This is a genomic window from Pseudomonas borbori (genome assembly GCF_900115555.1).
Lineage (GTDB): Bacteria > Pseudomonadota > Gammaproteobacteria > Pseudomonadales > Pseudomonadaceae > Aquipseudomonas > Aquipseudomonas borbori.
In genome coordinates, this window is sequence record NZ_FOWX01000037.1 from 22,519 (window position 1) to 40,327 (window position 17,809).

At 62.4% G+C, this 17,809-nt stretch carries 17 protein-coding genes, 3 tRNA genes and 2 pseudogenes; 9 read left to right on the top strand and 13 right to left on the bottom strand.

All coding sequences use genetic code 11. The features are described from left to right. The 3 genes and pseudogenes from BM315_RS20715 to gfa all read right to left on the bottom strand — a co-directional run. A pseudogene (locus BM315_RS20715) lies at positions 1-1,476 on the bottom strand (DUF5801 repeats-in-toxin domain-containing protein); the annotation flags it as partial. Between the two features lie 577 nt (positions 1,477-2,053). After that, the gene (locus BM315_RS20720) at positions 2,054-2,596 is read right to left on the bottom strand and encodes a DUF3087 domain-containing protein (RefSeq protein ID WP_090505057.1); all 543 of its coding nucleotides are present in this window, start codon (positions 2,594-2,596) and stop codon (positions 2,054-2,056) included. Between the two features lie 249 nt (positions 2,597-2,845). Beyond that, complete coding sequence (gene gfa, locus BM315_RS20730; RefSeq protein WP_090505063.1) at positions 2,846-3,424, bottom strand: S-(hydroxymethyl)glutathione synthase; 579 nt, start codon at positions 3,422-3,424, stop codon at positions 2,846-2,848. Positions 3,425-3,675: 251 nt separating this feature from the next. On the opposite strand from gfa, the pseudogene BM315_RS25320 reads away from it, so the two are divergent. The 3 genes and pseudogenes from BM315_RS25320 to BM315_RS20740 all read left to right on the top strand — a co-directional run. After that, positions 3,676-3,843 (top strand): annotated as a pseudogene (locus BM315_RS25320) (phage integrase); the annotation flags it as partial. A gap of 55 nt (positions 3,844-3,898) precedes the next feature. After that, positions 3,899-4,177 carry a type II toxin-antitoxin system RelE/ParE family toxin gene (locus tag BM315_RS20735; protein WP_090505065.1) on the top strand — a complete coding sequence of 93 codons (279 nt, stop codon included), beginning with the start codon at positions 3,899-3,901 and terminating at the stop codon, positions 4,175-4,177. A 12-nt stretch (positions 4,178-4,189) separates the two neighbouring features. Beyond that, entirely contained in the window at positions 4,190-4,495 is a 306-nt protein-coding gene (locus BM315_RS20740; RefSeq protein ID WP_090505068.1) for a HigA family addiction module antitoxin, read from the top strand. Positions 4,496-4,592: 97 nt separating this feature from the next. Here the strand turns inward: BM315_RS20740 and BM315_RS20745 are convergent. The 10 genes from BM315_RS20745 to BM315_RS20790 form a co-directional block, all read right to left on the bottom strand. Then, positions 4,593-4,669: transfer RNA gene (locus tag BM315_RS20745), tRNA-Met, on the bottom strand. A 78-nt stretch (positions 4,670-4,747) separates the two neighbouring features. Next, entirely contained in the window at positions 4,748-5,848 is a 1,101-nt protein-coding gene (ychF, locus tag BM315_RS20750) for a redox-regulated ATPase YchF (protein ID WP_090505071.1), read from the bottom strand. Between the two features lie 33 nt (positions 5,849-5,881). Then, positions 5,882-6,472, bottom strand: coding sequence for an aminoacyl-tRNA hydrolase (pth, locus tag BM315_RS20755; protein WP_090505074.1), 591 nt, complete (start codon positions 6,470-6,472; stop codon positions 5,882-5,884). A gap of 69 nt (positions 6,473-6,541) precedes the next feature. Continuing rightward, the gene (locus BM315_RS20760; protein WP_090505076.1) at positions 6,542-7,156 is read right to left on the bottom strand and encodes a 50S ribosomal protein L25/general stress protein Ctc; all 615 of its coding nucleotides are present in this window, start codon (positions 7,154-7,156) and stop codon (positions 6,542-6,544) included. 115 nt (positions 7,157-7,271) lie between these two features. Further along, the gene (locus tag BM315_RS20765; protein WP_090505108.1) at positions 7,272-8,213 is read right to left on the bottom strand and encodes a ribose-phosphate pyrophosphokinase; all 942 of its coding nucleotides are present in this window, start codon (positions 8,211-8,213) and stop codon (positions 7,272-7,274) included. Positions 8,214-8,259: 46 nt separating this feature from the next. Next, a tRNA-Gln gene (locus tag BM315_RS20770) sits at positions 8,260-8,334 on the bottom strand. Positions 8,335-8,389: 55 nt separating this feature from the next. Next, positions 8,390-8,464: transfer RNA gene (locus tag BM315_RS20775), tRNA-Gln, on the bottom strand. An 18-nt stretch (positions 8,465-8,482) separates the two neighbouring features. Then, positions 8,483-9,358, bottom strand: a complete 876-nt coding sequence (ispE, locus tag BM315_RS20780; RefSeq protein ID WP_090505079.1) for a 4-(cytidine 5'-diphospho)-2-C-methyl-D-erythritol kinase — start codon at positions 9,356-9,358, stop codon at positions 8,483-8,485. Next, positions 9,355-9,972, bottom strand: a complete 618-nt coding sequence (lolB, locus tag BM315_RS20785; RefSeq protein ID WP_090505082.1) for a lipoprotein insertase outer membrane protein LolB — start codon at positions 9,970-9,972, stop codon at positions 9,355-9,357. The genes ispE and lolB overlap by 4 nt, the downstream gene beginning before the upstream one ends. Continuing rightward, positions 9,972-11,702 carry a tetratricopeptide repeat protein gene (locus tag BM315_RS20790; RefSeq protein WP_090505087.1) on the bottom strand — a complete coding sequence of 577 codons (1,731 nt, stop codon included), beginning with the start codon at positions 11,700-11,702 and terminating at the stop codon, positions 9,972-9,974. The genes lolB and BM315_RS20790 overlap by 1 nt, the downstream gene beginning before the upstream one ends. 200 nt (positions 11,703-11,902) lie before the next feature. Between BM315_RS20790 and hemA the strand changes: the two genes are divergently transcribed. The 6 genes from hemA to BM315_RS20820 all read left to right on the top strand — a co-directional run bounded on the left by hemA (position 11,903) and on the right by BM315_RS20820 (position 17,447). Continuing rightward, positions 11,903-13,183, top strand: a complete 1,281-nt coding sequence (gene hemA, locus BM315_RS20795; RefSeq protein ID WP_090505089.1) for a glutamyl-tRNA reductase — start codon at positions 11,903-11,905, stop codon at positions 13,181-13,183. Between the two features lie 9 nt (positions 13,184-13,192). Further along, positions 13,193-14,275, top strand: coding sequence for a peptide chain release factor 1 (gene prfA, locus BM315_RS20800; protein ID WP_090505092.1), 1,083 nt, complete (start codon positions 13,193-13,195; stop codon positions 14,273-14,275). Between the two features lie 93 nt (positions 14,276-14,368). Beyond that, positions 14,369-15,196, top strand: a complete 828-nt coding sequence (gene prmC, locus BM315_RS20805; RefSeq protein WP_090505095.1) for a peptide chain release factor N(5)-glutamine methyltransferase — start codon at positions 14,369-14,371, stop codon at positions 15,194-15,196. Positions 15,197-15,277: 81 nt separating this feature from the next. Further along, positions 15,278-16,039 carry a molybdopterin-synthase adenylyltransferase MoeB gene (locus BM315_RS20810; protein ID WP_090505098.1) on the top strand — a complete coding sequence of 254 codons (762 nt, stop codon included), beginning with the start codon at positions 15,278-15,280 and terminating at the stop codon, positions 16,037-16,039. Continuing rightward, on the top strand, positions 16,029-16,817 hold the full coding sequence (gene murI, locus BM315_RS20815; RefSeq protein WP_090505111.1) for a glutamate racemase: 789 nt from the start codon (positions 16,029-16,031) through the stop codon (positions 16,815-16,817). The genes BM315_RS20810 and murI overlap by 11 nt, the downstream gene beginning before the upstream one ends. Positions 16,818-16,931: 114 nt before the next feature. Beyond that, positions 16,932-17,447, top strand: coding sequence for an acyloxyacyl hydrolase (locus BM315_RS20820; protein WP_090505101.1), 516 nt, complete (start codon positions 16,932-16,934; stop codon positions 17,445-17,447). Positions 17,448-17,809 lie beyond the last annotated feature (362 nt).

Sequence of the window (17,809 nt, forward strand, 5' to 3'; positions counted from 1 at the left end):
GCCGAAGGCCGAGGTGAACAGGCCGGCGAAGCTGGTCGGACCGGCAGTGTCCGTGATGTCGGTGTCGTCGGTGGTCAGCGTCGGTACAGCGGTCAAGTTTGCCTCGATCGATGGGCCATCGTCCTCGAAGATCATCCTGGAGCCGATTTCGGCTTTATCAACAGAGACCTGGAGCAGCGTGAAGCCACCGATATCGAAATCGGCGTGGTTATTGCCCTTGGCGTCGAGCGCCGCGGCGTTCTCGATCAGCACGCGGTTGTGATCCGCGCTCGTGGTGTATTCGATCCGGTAGCCGGCCTTGACGCCGGTGATCGACGCGACGCCGCCGGTGATGCTGATGGCGATTGTCGAACTCAGTGCGCCCTCGGTGCCGTTCGAGAAGGTTTCGAGTTCGGCTCCGGTGACGGAGTCGAGTACGCGCACGCTCACTATCGGGACCGTCGCGTCGCCCGTATAGCCGTCGATGAAGTCGTTGCCGGACTCAACCTCCGTGCTGTATGCAGTGATCTTGACCTGAGCACTCTTGCCGCTTTGCAACTGGACGACGTCGAAATCAGCCGACCTGGCATTGAACATGGCGGTGAAGTCGATGTTGGCTTCGACATCGGCTTCGGTCTGACTCAGGTTGGGGATGGTCACATCCTGCCGGGCACCGGTGACGAAGGTAAAGCGGATGCCTTCCTGCTCGGTGATCATCTGGTTGTTGGTGCCGAAGGTGGTCGGGCCACCCGCCTGGCTGGTGTTGATGGTGTCGCCGGTATTGATGTTGACGCCGGTCGACTGGTTGGCCGGGTCCTTGCCGGTGGCGATGATGGTGGGATCGGTGATCCGCAAGACACCACCGTCGTCGACAACGTTCGGGTTCGCCTTGGTGAACATCAGGAACAGGTTCTGCCCGGAGGGTGCATTGGCCAGGCTGAATTCCAGATCCTGACTGGTGCCGATGAAAACAATACCCGACAGATCAACGGCAAAGTCGTGGTCGTTGGCATCGGTATGCTTGAGCGGTTGGTACAGCACGGTCCAGATCTTGCCGCCGCTGACGGTTTCTTCAATATAGGCAGCGAACACGATCGAGCTTCCGGCCTTGCCCAGCAGGATGTTGTTGTTGCTATCCGTATAGAGCAGGATTTCGGTGCCATCGAGGGTAAACAGTCCACTCTGGGTGCCGTCCAGCGCCGCGCCATCGCTGCCGACGAAGCTGACATCGGTAATGCTTGCTCCGGGTGCGGGGGTGATGGTGAATGCATCGCTGCCCGTGTTGCCCGGCTCACCGGTATAGCCACTCAAGGCCGCCTCCATTGCGCTGCCTGCCGCGAGCTCTGTCAAACGGTCAGAGAAGAGCAGCGGCAGGGACGCCAGCAGAATGTCGTTGTCGTCAGCGTCTCCCGCAGGGGCTGGCGTGGCGGTGAGGTTCTGCAGGCCATCTGTTTCGTCAAGGGTAACTGTGACACCTGGGTTCAGTTCGATAGTCATGATTTCTCTCCTGAGGAATGCCAGTCATCTATGCCTGGCCGATGACTGTTCTTTGCTGCAGGCCATAACTATGAATAAGCGCCGGGGATTGCACATCGACCGATACTCCCGGTTGGGGTAGGAGTTTCAGACTACTTGGGAGGCGGAAGCGGGATGGGGATGCGAAGCGGTGGTGCTGCTTATTCCATTTGTGAGTGAGGGTGTGGTGCTGCTCGAGGCTCGCGGGCTTTAGCCGCCAGCGCGGCTGCGAACCGGTGAAAAATCGCTTGCCTGCTGCGACCATCGCCGGGCTGCTGCAACTGCGTAGCGCTATGCAAAAAACTTCGGTCATTTGACTCGGTTATTTGGCTCGTCCTCCCTCGTTTTCAGGCGGCTCGCTTGGTTTCGCTCGCCCGACGGTGCTCTCGCGACGGGCCGGTCGGTAGGCCGCAGGGGAGGCCTAGGCCCGGTTGGTCGCGGGTCAGCGAGTGAAACGCTGCAGATACTCGAACCCGAGCATGTGGCAGATATGCAGCCCGGCCACGAGGATGCGCAGGATGTTGCCGTTGCCCAGCGGCTGCCGCTTTCTCCCCACAGGCTATCGCTGCGGTGACCGCGCGGCGGCTTGCTTGATCGTCTCGAGCCAGGCAGGGTTCAGCCGATGCTGTTCGGTATCCATGCCCAGGGCCGCCATGGCCTGCCTGTGTCGGTCGATTTCCGCGAGCATCTGGCTGAGGGCGCTGGAGTTGCCGTCCAGTTGGTACATCTGGGTCAGGCCCAGGTGATAGAAGCGCAGCAGCTTCATCGCGCTCGGATCCTGGGCCCCTACGCCGGCAGTGACGTGGTGCATGGCGTTGCTGACGCTCATCAGTCTGCGCTTGAGCTGCCAGCCGTAGGCGGCCGGCGCCATCCAGGGTTGCTGCCAGAATTTGCAGCGCACCAGCGCTACGGTCAGCAGCAGTCCGGCAAGAATGCCGCCCAGATTCCAGCGAAAATTATCGCCACCGGGTTCGCCGAACAGCCGCACAGCCAGGGTAGACAGCAGCATGCCCAGTACCAGAAAGATCAGCACAATGATCAGGGTGCTGCGGCGCGTCTGTTGGCGGTATTTCTCAGGATTTAACTGCTTGATCTCGAACATGACTCCCGCAGGACCCCTTTGTTGATCTGTTGAGTGGCTGACAAGGTGGCGGGCATTATCGCCCAGAGCAAGGGCGCTGGCGCGATTGACCTTGTGGGCGGCTGTACTGATCTTGCCGGTGTTGGCCGCCTGTGGGTGGCGCTGTGGGCGAGCTGGTTGGGGAAGTTGATTGGCGCGCACAGCGCAGCCGGGGAAGGGGGACATAGCCACCGCGACTGACGCTCGCAAGTGGTTATGCCCCGCAGCAGGTCAGGATTTCAGCACGCCGGAAGCCTTGGCGGTGTGCGTGGCGATCATGTCCATCAGCTCTGGCGACAGGCAGTCGTAGGGTTCCAGGCCGAGCGCCTTCAGCCGGGCCCGCACGGCGCCCATGATCGCCGGATCGGCGCCCGATTCGATGATCGAAGAAACGAAGGCGGCGAACTGCGGCGCCGACCAGCCCTTGTCCGGCGACAGCTCGGTGTGGATGAAGTCGAAGCCGTAGAGCGGGTGTGCGCTGTTCTCGATGCGGCCATACAGATGCACGCCGCACTGGCGGCAGGCGTGCCGCTGGATGGTCGCCTTGGGGTCAACCACCGCCAGTTTCTCGGCATGCTCGGTGACCCTGAGCTTGTCGCGCGGCACCACTGCGACCAGGGAGAACAGCGCGCCCTTGGGCTTCCAGCACTTGGTGCAGCCGCAGGCGTGGTTGTAAGCCGATTGCGCGTCGACCTGCACCCGCACGGGGTCCTGGGCGCAGCGGCAGACGAGGGTGCCGCCGGCGAAATCCTCGTCACCCACCTGGATGCCGTTGTCGACCGACGGGTGAATCGAAAATGCGTAAGTCATGACCATCTCCCTAGCTGTGAACGTGAGAAGAAGGTCCCGGACGGTCTTGGGAAGCGCCCGGGGAGGAATTTAAAGCGTAGCAGGGGAAGGGGAAGCGAAAGGTCATGTCGCATTAGTTGCAGCGTTGGATATCGGCGTTCAATCCTCAAGTCTTGGCGGAACGGGAAGCGGAGCAGGGCAGACTCGGGAGCGGAGCCAACAGTCCGCCGTTTGCGGTGAGGCGGCGGACTGCTTCGCGAGTACGCCCTAAGCTGCGCCACACCTTCGCCAGGCACTACGTGACGGAGGGATAATCTCAGCTTGCAGCACATGCTTGGCCATTCATCCATGAGCATGTGCTATGCCCGCTGCCGCCGGATCATTTGGAGTCGGCGTTGAGGCTGTCGCCGCTGGCTCAAAGTCGGCATGTAGCGGTTTGACTGCCCATTATTGTGGTGTAGTATGTTTATAACGCTTAACGTTAAGGATTAAAGCGTGATCCTGAATTTCAGATGTGCGGAAACCCAGGCGCTGTTTGAAACAGGCGATTCGCGACGATGGAGAAGCTTCCTGAGTGTCGCAACTAGAAAACTAGCCATGCTGCATGCTGCTGTTGAGCTTCGAGACTTGAGGTCCCCACCAGGTAACAGGCTTGAGGCATTGCACGGTAACCGGGCTGGTCAGTACAGCATCAGGATCAACGGTCAGTTTCGCATCTGTTTTGAGTGGACGGATGCAGGGCCGACAAACGTTGAAATCGTCGATTACCACTGAGGAGGTCGCACCATGGCAATTAACGGAATGCGCCCCATCCATCCGGGCGAGATTCTGCGGGAAGAGTTTCTAGAGCCGCTGGATATTACGCCAGCCGCGTTAGCTCGTGCCCTGCATGTGTCTGCGCCAACGGTTAACGATATCGTACGTGAACGCCGTGGCATCACTGCCGATATGGCCATTCGCCTGGGTCGCTACTTCGACACGTCGGCACAGTTCTGGATGAACCTTCAAACCGAGTACGCACTGGCTACGACCTTTGCCGCCAATGGCGAAGAAATAGAGCATGAGATTGAGCCGCTTCTGGCTCATGGGTGAGGCGGTGTGAAATGGGCGTGTGGTCGGGATGTAGTCTGTTTGTAGTCTGCCCGGAAAACAAAAAAGGGCTTAGCTTTCGCTAAACCCTTGTTTTGTTTGGTGGCTACGCAGGGACTTGAACCCCGGACCCCAGCATTATGAATGCTATGCTCTAACCAGCTGAGCTACGTAGCCGATGTGGCGCGCATTATTCGCGTCCGGGGCTTTTCTGTCAACCCTGAGGTGCGAATTTTTTCGCGCGCGATCAAGCGCTTAGACGTTGAAGCGGAAGTGCATGACGTCGCCGTCCTTGACGATGTATTCCTTGCCTTCCAGGCGCCATTTTCCCGCTTCCTTGGCGCCGGCTTCGCCCTTGTACTGGATGAAGTCGTTGTAGGCGATCACTTCGGCGCGGATGAAGCCTTTCTCGAAGTCGGTGTGGATCACGGCGGCGGCCTGGGGGGCGGTGGCGCCGACCTTGACGGTCCAGGCGCGCACTTCCTTGACCCCGGCGGTGAAGTAGGTCTGCAGGTTGAGCAGCTCGTAGCCGGCGCGGATCACCCGGTTGAGGCCGGGTTCTTCGAGGCCCAGGGCTTCGAGGAACATGTCCTTCTCTTCGCCGTCGTCCAGTTCGGCGATTTCCGCTTCGATCTTGTTGCACACCGGCACCACGGGCGCGCCTTCGGCGTCGGCGATGGCCTGTACCACGTCGAGCAGCGGGTTGTTGTCGAAGCCGTCCTCGGCGACGTTGGCGATGTACATCACCGGCTTGCTGGTGAGCAGGTGGAAGCCGCGTACCAGTTGCTTCTCGTCGTCGCCGAGGGTCTTGAGCAGGGTGCGGGCCGGTTTGCCTTCGCTGAAGTGCGGGATCAGCTTTTCCAGCAGGGCCTTCTGCGCGACCGCGTCCTTGTCGCCGCCTTTGGCGTTGCGGGTGACTCTTTGCAGCTGTTTCTCGCAGCTGTCGAGGTCGGCGAAGATCAGCTCGAGGTCGATGATCTCGATGTCGCGCTTGGGGTCGACGCTGTTGGACACGTGGATCACGTTGTCGTCCTGGAAGCAGCGCACCACGTGGGCGATGGCGTCGGTCTCGCGGATGTTGGCGAGGAACTTGTTGCCCAGGCCTTCACCCTTGGAGGCGCCTTCCACCAGGCCGGCGATGTCGACGAACTCCATGGTGGTCGGCAGCACGCGCTCGGGCTTGACGATCTCGGCCAAGGCTTCCAGGCGCGGGTCGGGCATCGGCACTATGCCGCTGTTCGGCTCGATGGTGCAGAAGGGAAAATTCTCCGCCGCGATACCGGATTTGGTGAGGGCGTTGAACAGGGTGGACTTGCCGACGTTGGGCAGGCCGACGATGCCGCAGTTGAATCCCATGGTGTGTCCCTCGCGCGAAATGGCGGTGAAGTGTTAAGAGGAGGCTTTCTGGCTGTGCAGCTTGTGCATGGCCTTGCTCCAATCCCCGGCGAGGATTTCCGGCAATACGCCGAGAGCGAAGTCGATGCTGGTATCCAGCAGTTCCTGCTCGCTGCGCGGGGCGCGGCTGAGGACGAAGTTGGAGACCATGCTGCTGTGCCCGGGATGGCCGATGCCAAGCCGCAGGCGGTAGAAACTGTTCTGGTTGCCGAGCTGGGCGATGATGTCGCGCAGCCCGTTATGTCCACCGTGCCCGCCACCCTGTTTGAGTTTGGCGACGCCTGGCGGCATGTCGAGTTCGTCGTGGGCCACCAGAATGGCTTCCGCCGGGATGCGGAAGAAATTCGCCAATGCCGCGACGGACTGGCCGCTGCGGTTCATAAAGGTGGTGGGGATCAATAGACGAACATCGCGTCCCTGATGGCTGAATTTACCCACCAGGCCGAAATACTTCTTGTCGAGATTCAAGTTGATGCGCTGGCTGTCGGCCAGGCGCGCAACGAAAAGGGCCCCTGCATTATGCCGGGTCTGGTCGTATTCGGGGCCGGGGTTACCCAGGCCGACGATCAGTTGTACGGCAGTCATGACAGGAGCCCTTTCGTGGAAATAGCCTGGACGCTGTTGCGTCCGGGCTGTTTTCCGGCGGTGCGAGAGTTACTCGGCAGCGCCTTCGCCTTCTACGTCTTTAGCAACGCGCGAGGCGTGGATGTTGGCCACTGCCAGGTCGTTGCCGTGCGCCAGTGCAACCAGCTCGACGCCTTGCGGCAGCTTGAGGTCGGACAGGTGGACGATCTGACCGACCTCAACGGCAGCCATGTCGACTTCGATGAATTCCGGCAGGTCTTTCGGCAGGCAGGAAACTTCGACTTCGACCAGGGTGTGGGACACTTCGCCACCTTGGGTCTTCACGCCAACCGAGGTTTCCTGGTTGAGGAAGTGCAGGGGGACGTGGGCAGTCAGTTTCTGGCCGGCGACGACGCGGATGAAGTCGGCGTGCATCACATAGCCTTTGGCCGGGTGACGCTGCAGGGCTTTGATCAGGACGCTTTCGTTGCTGCCGGCGACGTTCAGGGTCAGTACGTGGCTGAACGAGGCTTCGTTTTCCAGCAGTTTGGCCAGTTCTTTGGCCAGCAGGCTGATCGACTGCGGGGCTTTTTCGCCACCGTAGATGACGGCGGGAACCATGGCAACGTTACGACGCAGGCGGCGGCTCGCACCTTTCCCCAGGTCGGAACGCACTTCGGCATTCAGGGCAAATTCAACAGTCATTTCACTTCTCCAAAATAACCAAACCGCCCTTCACGCTTGCGACCAGCGACCGGACGGTTAGGTAATAAGCCCCGCCAACATGGTGGGGCGTTTCGCGTTCAGGGTGATTTCCGGGTTAGCGGAACATCGCGCTGATCGATTCTTCATTGCTGATGCGGCGCACCGCTTCAGCGACTACCGGGGCGATATCCAGTTGGCGAATGCGCGAACAGGATTGTGCGGCGGCGGACAGCGGGATGGTGTTGGTCACCACCAGCTCGTCGAGTACGGAGTTCTCGATGTTTTCGATTGCGCGGCCCGAGAGTACCGGGTGGGTGCAATAGGCGAAGACCTTGGCGGCGCCGTGTTCTTTCAGCGCCTTGGCCGCGTGGCACAGGGTGCCGGCGGTATCCACCATGTCGTCGACCAGGATGCAGGTGCGGCCTTCCACGTCGCCGATGATGTGCATCACCTCGGACTGGTTGGCTTTCTCGCGACGCTTGTCGATGATCGCCAGGTCAACGCCCAGGGATTTGGCCACGGCACGCGCACGCACCACGCCACCGATATCCGGGGAGACGATCATCATGTTGTCGAAGCGCTGGTCTTCGATATCGTCCACCAGTACTGGCGAACCGTAGATGTTATCTACCGGGATATCGAAGAAGCCCTGAATCTGATCCGCGTGCAGGTCGACGGTAAGAACCCGGTCGATGCCTACTACGGTGAGCATGTCGGCCACGACTTTGGCGCTGATTGCCACGCGGGCGGAGCGCGGGCGGCGATCCTGGCGGGCATAGCCGAAGTAGGGGATGACAGCGGTGATTCGGGTGGCTGAGGAGCGGCGGAAGGCGTCGGCCATCACCACCAGTTCCATCAGGTTGTCGTTGGTTGGCGCGCACGTCGGCTGAATCAGGAAGACGTCTTTACCGCGAACGTTTTCGTTGATTTCAATCATGATCTCGCCGTCGGAGAATTTTCCGACAGAGGCATCGCCGAGGGGGATGTGCAGCTGACGTACGATACGTCGCGCCAGATCGGGGTTAGCGTTCCCCGTAAAGACCATCATCTTGGACACGCGCAGTACCTGCCGGCTGAGGGTATACCTGGATGAGTATAGAAAATGGCAGGGGCGGCTGGATTCGAACCAACGCATGGCAGGATCAAAACCTGCTGCCTTACCGCTTGGCGACGCCCCTGTATCGTGTGTAACCCAATGCTGCTTGTCAGTTTATCGCTGCCCTGAGGCAGTAATGGCAGGGGCGGCTGGATTCGAACCAACGCATGGCAGGATCAAAACCTGCTGCCTTACCGCTTGGCGACGCCCCTGTAACCGATGCTACGCATTCACTTCTTTGCCAAAACTTCAAGCTCGCGGTGCAACATCGAGATGTTACGACCTTGTGCCACAAGGCTTGGCAGAGTGGCTGGAAGTTGGCGGGCGACTTTATCAGCATCGTCCCTGTTTGGGAAGCTCCCAAACACACAAGCTCCAGTTCCAGTCAATTTTGCCGATACGAATTTATTCAATAAGATCAGCGCATTACGTACTTCTGGGTAACGCTTCTCGACGACTGGCTGGCAGTCATTACGACCACCCCCCTCAAGAAGGCTGCGAACTTTAATGGGCGGCGTATCCCGTGTCAACTCGGGGTCGGAGAAAACTTCCACAGTGCTGACAAGGACTTGCGGAATAGCCACGAGAAACCAGGGCTCGCCGAGGGTCACCGGGGTGAGTTTTTCGCCCACGCCTTCGGCGAAGGCGGCGCGGCCGCGAACGAAAACCGGTATGTCGGCCCCTAGGCTCAGACCCAGGCTGGCCAGGCGCTCTTCGTCCCAGTGCAGCTGCCAGAGGTGGTTGAGGCCGAGCAGGGTGGTCGCCGCATCCGAGCTGCCGCCGCCGATTCCGCCGCCCATGGGCAGGCGCTTGTCCAGCCAGATATCGGCGCCCAGGGTGCAGCCGGCCTGCCGTTGCAGTTGACGGGCGGCGCGCACGATCAGGTTGCTGTCATGGGGGACGCCGTCGAGGGGGCTGTGCAGGCGGATCTCGCCGTCGGCGCGCAGGGCGAAGCCCAGTTCGTCGCCGAAGTCGAGAAACTGGAACAGGGTCTGCAGCTCGTGATAGCCGTCGGCCCGGCGGCCGAGGATGTGCAGCATCAGATTGAGTTTGGCCGGCGCCGGCAGAACCAGTTCGGCGGCGGTGGGAATGGCCGGCTGGCTCATAGGCCGAGCTGGCGCGGTTGCCAGTCCTTGATCACCAGGGTGACCTGCAGGTCGTGACCGCTCAGTTTGAGGCGCTCGGGCAGCCAGTAGCCGCCCTGCTCGGTGTAGCGCAGGTAGTCGACTTGCCAGCCGTCCTGGCTCAGTTGCGCCAGGCGGCTGTCGCGGTCGAGGGTCAGGCGGCTCCTGCTGTCGGGCGCGGGCAGGCCGCGAATCCACCACAGCAGGTGCGAGACCGGCAGGTTGAGGCCCAGCTGTTGCTGCAGCAGTTGTTCGGGGGAGGCGGCCTGGTAGCGCCCCTGGTTGGCTACTTCCAGTTGGATGGCGCCAGGGCGGCCGGTCAGGCGGGCGGCGCCACGGCCGAGCGGGCCGGACAGGCGGATGTCGTAGTAGTCCTGGCGCTGCAGCCAGAACAGGGTGCCGCTGCCGGAATCCTGCGGGGCGCGAATGCCGACCTTGCCGTTGATTTGCCAGGCGTCGAGGCTGCCGATCTGCTGTTTGTGGCTTTGCCAGAGCGCGGGGCTGCCTTCGCCCTCGAGGGCTTCGCGGGAGGTCAGGCCGGCGCAGCCGGCGAGCAGGGCGATCAGGCTGAATACGAGTAGCTGGCGAACAAGCATCAAAACGTCTCTGATCCGGTCAGGCGCAGCAGGGTGCTGCGCAATACGGTGCTGTCAGGTTGTTGTTTGAGGGCGTTGGCCCAGACTTTACGCGCTTCACGCTGCTTGCCCCGCGCCCAGAGGACTTCGCCGAGGTGGGCGGCGACTTCGTGGTCGGGGAAGCGTTGCAGTGCCTGGCGCAGCAGGCGTTCGGCCTCGTCGAGGTTGCCCAGGCGGTAGTTGACCCAGCCGAGGCTGTCGAGAATCGCCGGGTCTTGCGGGTTGAGGCGCAGGGCTTGTTCGATCAGCTCCTTGGCTTCGGCGTAGCGCTTGGTGCGGTCGGCCAGGGTGTAGCCCAGCGCGTTGAGCGCCATGCTGTTGTCCGGCTCGCGCTCGAGGATGAAGCGCAGGTCCTGCTCCAGCAGCTCCAGGTCGTCGCGTTTCTCGGCGAGCATGGCGCGGGTGTAGAGCAGGTTGAGGTCGTCGGGGAATTGCTCCAGCGCTTGCTGCACCAGTTGCCAGGCCTGTTCGTGCTGCTGGTGGCTGGCCAGGGCTTCCACTTCGATCAGATAGAGCTGGATGGCGTAGTCGGGCTGCGTTGTACGGGCCTGACTCAGGCGTCTGGAGGCTTCCGCCGGGCGCTTGCCGTCGAACAGCAGTTGCGCCTGGCGCGCCTGGGCCGGGAGGAAGTCATCGCTGGGGCCGACCAGGGCATACTCGATCAGGGCACTGTCCTTTTCGTCGAGGGCTTCGTAGGCGCGCGCCAGGTTGTAGTGGGCGGCATCGACGTGGCTGTCGCGTTCGATCAGCTCTTCAAGGTAGACGATGGCCTCGCGCCAGGCTTCGGCTTCCAGGCAGACCAGGGCGAGCGAAAAGCGCAGGTCGTCGTCCTGGGGGAACTGTTGCAACAGCGTGGTGAACTCGCCTTTGGCGTCGTCCATGCGGCCCTGCTCGACCAGCAGGCGGGCATAGGTCAGGCGCAGGCGTTTGTCGTCGGGGTGCAGACGGATGCCTTGTTGCAGCAGCGGCAGGGCTTCAGCGCCGCGCTCGAGGCTTTGCAGCAGGCGTACGTGGAGCAACAGGGGGGGGATTTCGTCCTGCTTGGCCGATTGTGTTTCGAGCAGTTCGAGCGCCTCTTGCGGACGATCGTCCTGTTGCAGGAGCAAGGCTTTGCCGAACAGCAGCTGGCCGTTGTCCGGGTACTTGCTTTGCAGGCGATCGAAGCTTTGCAGCAGGCCGGCGCGGGTATCCGGGTCGGTTTCCATGGCGGACAGGGCGAGAAAGTCGAAGTGGGTGTCGCCTTTGCCTTGCAGCACCTGCTCCATGTAGGCCATGGCTTCGTCATAGCGGCCGGCACGGGCCAGCTGAATGGCGGCGGCGCGCTGGGCCTCGAGGTTGCCGGGGGCATTTTTCGCCCAGATCAGTGCAGTATCCAGCGCCGCCTGCTCGGCGCCGAGGTATTCGGCAATGCGGAAGCCGCGTTCGGCCACGCCGGCATCCTGGGTCGCCTGGGCCTGCTGCACGTAGTTGTCGATGGCGATATCGAAACGGTTGCGCTGCCCGGCCAGTTCGGCGGTGAGCAGGGCGAGCAGGGTTTCCTGGGTGAACGACGCGTAGGTGTCGGGCTGCGGCGCCGCTGCTGCAGGAGAGGTCTCTTCCACTGGCGGTGTGCCGTCTGGAGCGGAAGAGGTGAGTGACTGGCAACCGCCTAACAAGATGAGGGCGGCCAGCAGCGCGAATGATCTATTCATGGAGAGAATCATAGCGAGAATCATAGAAGGGAACGGCGACTAACCTGCGGTCGTGGCATCATGACACAAGCCGTAGGGCAAGCCCATGGGGCTAGTCTCGATAGCTGATCGGTGTCTGCTAAGACAATATTCGGCGGTGGTTGTTCTCACTCTGTCGAAGTAGGACAATTGCGCGCCTATCTTCCTGTCAGCGACTTTGCATGACCTTTATTGCCCTCGGTATCAACCATAAAACCGCTTCGGTGGCTGTGCGCGAGCGCGTGGCTTTTTCTCCGGAGCAGTTGGTCGAGGCCTTGCAGCAGCTCTGTCAGCGCACGACCAGCCGTGAGGCGGCGATTTTGTCGACTTGCAACCGCAGCGAGCTGTACCTCGAGCAGGACGTGCTGACCGTCGATGGGGTGCTGGTCTGGCTGGCCGAGTACCATCAGCTCAATCTCGACGAGCTGCGCGCCTGCGCCTATGTGCTCGAGGACGATGCCGCGGTACGTCACATGATGCGCGTGGCCTCGGGGCTGGATTCGATGGTGCTGGGCGAGCCGCAGATTCTCGGCCAGATGAAGTCCGCCTACGCCGTGGCGCGTGAGGCGGGCACCGTCGGTCCGTTGCTCGGGCGCCTGTTTCAGGCCACCTTCAGTACCGCCAAGACCGTGCGCACCGACACCGCGATCGGCGAGAACCCGGTGTCGGTGGCCTTTGCCGCGGTGAGCCTGGCCAAGCAGATCTTCAGCGACCTGCACCGTAGCCAGGCCCTGCTGATCGGCGCCGGCGAGACCATCAGCCTGGTGGCGCGGCACCTGCACGAGCAGGGCATCAAACGCATCGTCGTGGCCAACCGTACCCTGGAACGCGCCAGCAGCCTGGCCGAGCAGTTCGGCGCCCATGCGGTGCTGCTCTCGGAAATTCCGGACGAATTGATCAACAGCGATATCGTCATCAGCTCCACTGCCAGCCAATTGCCGATTCTCGGCAAGGGCGCGGTCGAGCGGGCTTTGAAGAAGCGCAAGCACAAACCGATCTTCATGGTCGACATCGCCGTGCCGCGCGATATCGAGGCCGAAGTCGGCGAGCTCGACGACGTCTACCTGTATACCGTCGACGACCTGCACGAGGTGATCGCGGAGAACCTGAAAAGCCGTCAGGGCGCCGCGCAGGCGGCCGAGGAACTGGTCGCCGTCGGCGCCGAGACCTTCATGTTGCGCCTGCGCGAGCTGGCCGCGGTGGATGTGCTCAAGGCCTATCGCCAGCAGGGCGAGCGCCTGCGTGACGAAGAATTGGCCAAGGCCATGCGCCTGCTCAATAACGGCAGTTCGGCCGAGGAGGTGCTGGTGCAACTGGCGCGCGGGCTGACCAACAAGCTGCTGCATGCGCCCAGCGTGCAACTGAAAAAACTCTCTGCCGACGGTCGCGTCGATGCGCTCGGCGTGGCCCAGGAACTCTTTGCCCTCGATGAGGGCGTGCCGTCCAGCGCGGTCGATAAATAAAGGCTTGCAATGAAAGCGTCACTGATCAACAAACTCGACATGCTGCAGGACCGCTTCGAAGAACTGACCGCATTGCTTGGCGATGCCGAAGTGATCGGCAATCAGACCCAGTTCCGGGCTTATTCCCGCGAATACGCCGAGATCGAGCCGGTTAATAGTGCGTTTCGGGCGTTTCGCAAGGTGCAGGCCGATCTCGCGAGCGCCCAGGCGCTGCTCAAGGACAGCGACCCGGACCTGCGTGAAATGGCCGAGGAAGAAGTCGCCGAGGCCAAACAAAAGCTGATCGAACTGGAAGATAATTTGCAGCGCATGTTGTTGCCCAAAGACCCCAACGACGGGCGCAACGTGTTCCTCGAGGTGCGCGCTGGCACCGGTGGCGACGAGGCGGCGATCTTTTCCGGTGACCTGTTCCGCATGTATTCGCGCTACGCCGAACGGCGCGGCTGGCGGGTCGAGATTCTTTCGGCCAGCGAAGGCGAGCACGGCGGCTACAAGGAAGTGATCGCCCGGGTCGAAGGCGACAACGTCTACGGCAAACTCAAGTTCGAGTCGGGTGCGCATCGCGTACAGCGGGTGCCGGAGACCGAGTCCCAGGGCCGCATCCATACCTCGGCCTGCACCGTGGCGGTATTGCCCGAACCGGACGAGCAGATGGCTATCGATATCAATCCGGCCGACCTGCGTGTGGATACCTACCGTTCCTCGGGGGCCGGCGGCCAGCACGTCAACACCACCGACTCGGCGATCCGCATCACCCACATTCCCACCGGCACCGTGGTCGAATGCCAGGAAGAGCGCTCGCAGCACAAGAACCGCGCCAAGGCCATGGCCTGGTTGGCGGCCAAGCTGAAGGATCAGCAGGAAGCGGCGGCACACAAGGAAATTTCCGATACGCGCAAATTGCTGGTCGGCTCCGGTGATCGTTCCGAACGCATTCGCACCTACAACTTCCCCCAGGGCCGGATCACCGATCACCGCATCAACCTGACCCTGTATTCGCTGGGCGAAGTGATGGCCGGTGGCGTCGACGCGGTGATCGAACCGCTGCTCGCCGAATACCAGGCCGACCAGTTGGCCGCGTTGGGCGATTGATTCGCACTTTCGTAGCCCGGATGAAATCCGGGAAATAGGCGGGTCGATTGGAGAATTGCCCCGGATAGCATCCGGGCTACGGAAATACATGCCATGGTCACCATCGAATCCTTGCTCAGCCACGCCGAACTGCCCGACTCACCGACGCCGCGGCTGGATGCCGAACTGCTGCTGGCCCACGTCCTGGGCAAGCCGCGCAGCTACCTGCACACCTGGCCCGAGCGTGAAGTCGATGCCGCACAGGGCGCGCGCTTTGTCGCCGACCTGGCGCGGCGCAAGGCCGGCGAACCGGTGGCGCATATTCTCGGCCGCCAGGGGTTCTGGAGTCTGGAGCTGGACGTCGCCGCGCACACGCTGATCCCGCGTCCAGACACCGAACTGCTGGTCGAAACCGTTTTAGAGCTACTGCCGGCCCTCCCCGCGACGGTATTGGACCTGGGCACCGGCACTGGCGCGATTGCCCTGGCCCTGGCCAGCGAACGGCCGGCCTGGCGGGTGACCGGCGTCGATCGGGTGCCCGAGGCGGTGGCGTTGGCCGAGCGCAATCGCGCCCGGCTCAAGTTGGCCAATGCGCGTTTCTGCCAGAGTCACTGGTTCGCGGCGCTGGCCGGCCAGCGTTATCGGCTGATCGTCAGCAATCCGCCGTATATCGCCGCCGGCGATCAGCATCTGGGCGAGGGCGATCTGCGCTTCGAGCCGAGCAGTGCGCTGGTTGCCGGGGTCGATGGGCTGGACGATATTCGCCTGATCATCGAACAGGCGCCGGCCCATCTCGACGCGGCGGGCTGGCTGCTGCTGGAGCACGGTTTCGACCAGGCCGTGGCGGTGCGCGGGCTGCTGGTCGCGCGCGGTTTCAGCGCGGTGCAGAGCCGCCGCGACCTCGGCGGCCACGAACGCATCAGCCTGGGGCAATGGGCATGATGTTGGTAGGAGCGGTCCATGACCGCGAACCCCTTGTGATTTTTTCGCGGCCATGGGCCGCGTCTACAAAGGCAGGCAACGATGCTGACTGACGAAGAATTGCTGCGCTATAGCCGGCAGATCCTGGTGCAACAGATCGATATCGACGGCCAGTTGCGTCTCAAGCACAGCCGTGCGCTGATCGTCGGCCTGGGCGGGCTGGGCTCGCCGGTGGCGCTGTACCTGGCCGCGGCCGGGGTCGGTGAGTTGCATCTGGCGGATTTCGACAGGGTGGACCTGACCAACCTGCAGCGGCAGATCGTCCATGACACCCAGAACATCGGCCAGAGCAAGGTCGACTCGGCCTCGCAGCGCCTGCTGGCGATCAATCCGCAGCTGCGTCTGCAGGTTCATCGGCAGGCGCTGGACAGCGATTCCCTGGCGGCGGCAGTCGGCGCGGTGGATCTGGTGCTGGACTGTTCGGACAACTTCGCCACCCGCGTGGCGGTCAACGCCGCCTGCGTGGCGGCGCGCAAGCCGCTGGTCAGCGGTGCGGCGATTCGTCTGGAAGGACAGCTCTCGGTGTTCGACCCAAGGCGTGCCGACAGCCCCTGTTATCACTGCCTGTACGGCCACGGCAGCGAAACCGAGCTGACCTGCAGCGAGGCCGGCGTGGTCGGCCCGCTGGTGGGCCTGGTCGGCAGCCTGCAGGCCTTGGAGGCGCTGAAATTGCTGGCGCAGTTCGGTGAGCCGCTGGTCGGCCGTTTGCTCCTGATCGATGCGCTGGGCTCGCGCTTTCGTGAGCTGCGGGTCAAGCGTGACCCGGCGTGCAGCGTCTGTGGCGGTGCCGGCCATGAGCATTGACGCGCCGATCGGCGTGTTCGATTCCGGCGTCGGCGGTCTGTCGGTACTGGGCGAGATTCGGGCGCTGCTGCCCAATGAGTCGCTGCTCTATGTAGCCGACAGCGGCCATGTGCCCTATGGCGAAAAAAGCCCGGAATTCATCCGCGAGCGTTGTCGGCTGCTGGCCGGGTTTCTCCTCGAACAAGGCGCCAAGGCGCTGGTGCTGGCCTGCAATACCGCGACCGCGGCCGGGATTGCCGAATTGCGCGAGCTGTACCCGCAGTTGCCGATCGTCGGCATGGAGCCGGCGGTCAAGCCGGCCGCCGCAGCGACCCGCTCGGGGGTGGTCGGGGTGCTGGCGACCACCGGCACCCTGAAGAGCGCCAAGTTCGCCGCCCTGCTCGACCGCTTCGCCAGCGATGTGCGGGTGATTACCCAGCCGTGTCCGGGCCTGGTCGAGCGTATCGAGGCCGGCGAACTGGAGACTGTGCAGACCCGCGACATGCTGCGTGGCTGGGTGCAACCACTGCTGGCCGAAGGCTGCGATACGCTGATCCTCGGTTGTACCCATTACCCCTTCATCAAACCGCTGTTGCGCGAGTTGCTGCCCGACTCGGTCAGCCTGATCGACACCGGCGCGGCGGTGGCGCGGCAACTGCAACGCAGGCTCGGCGAGCGCCAGTTGCTGGCCGCTGGACCGGCGCAGGCGGCGCGCTTCTGGTCGAGCGCCGAACCGCTGCGCATGCAGGCCGTACTGCCGCGGTTGTGGGGCGAACCGGCACCCGTCAGGGCGCTTTGATTGAGGCGAGACTGCACCTTTATTTCTTTCCAGCCTTTCGCTAGGAACAAAAATTTCTATACTTCCAGCAGCGAAGGGTGGCGCTCCTTCCACCGAATAAAAAAGGATATTCCAATGACCAAGCTGTTTCCTGTGGCTGCGCTTGTGGCCTTGAGTCTGGGGTCGGTTGGCGCTGCACACGCGGCCGATGTGACCTTCGCCGTTGGCCAGTCCGATGAATCGACCATGGTCTATCGGGTAGGCACCCAGTTCGACTTCAACCGCCGTTGGATGGAAAGCACGACCGGCCACCTGGGTGGCTACTGGGATGCCGGTTATACCTACTGGGAAGGCGACGAAACGGCGAGCAACCACAGCCTGTCCTTCTCCCCGGTGTTCGTCTACGAGTTTGCCGGCGACAACCTGCGGCCCTATGTCGAAGCCGGTATCGGCCTGGCCGTCTTCAGCAGCACCGAGCTGGAAGGCAACGATCTGGGCTCGTCCTTCCAGTTCGAAGACCGCCTCGGTGTCGGACTGCGCTTCGCAGATCAGGAGGTCGGTTTGCGGGCGTTGCACTACTCCAACGCCGGGCTGAAACAGCCGAACGACGGCGCCGAGGCCTATACCCTGCATTACCGCTTGAGTTTCTAGGTCGCGCCGAAGGCAAAAAACCGGGCGTTGGCCCGGTTTTTTATTGTTGTGCGCCAGGCATGGCGCGTTGCGCGGAAGCGCAACCAGCTTGGCTGTGGTGGCCAGGCTGGTGACTTGGAGGTGAAAGTCCTCTACACACCCGGCAAGGGGAAGTGTTAGCCAGAGGCAAGGGTGTCGCGGGCGACTGCGAATCTGAAGGAAGCCCGAGGCAAAATGCTGGCCTGACGAACAGGAAGCGGATCAGGCGGCGTAGCGGGGTGAGGTGGCAACGTTCACTAAAGCCCAATACTTGCACGGAGCGCTACGACGTAAATCCGACAGGCATAAGCAGGAAGGTCGCGCGAATTACCCTGGGAGATCTG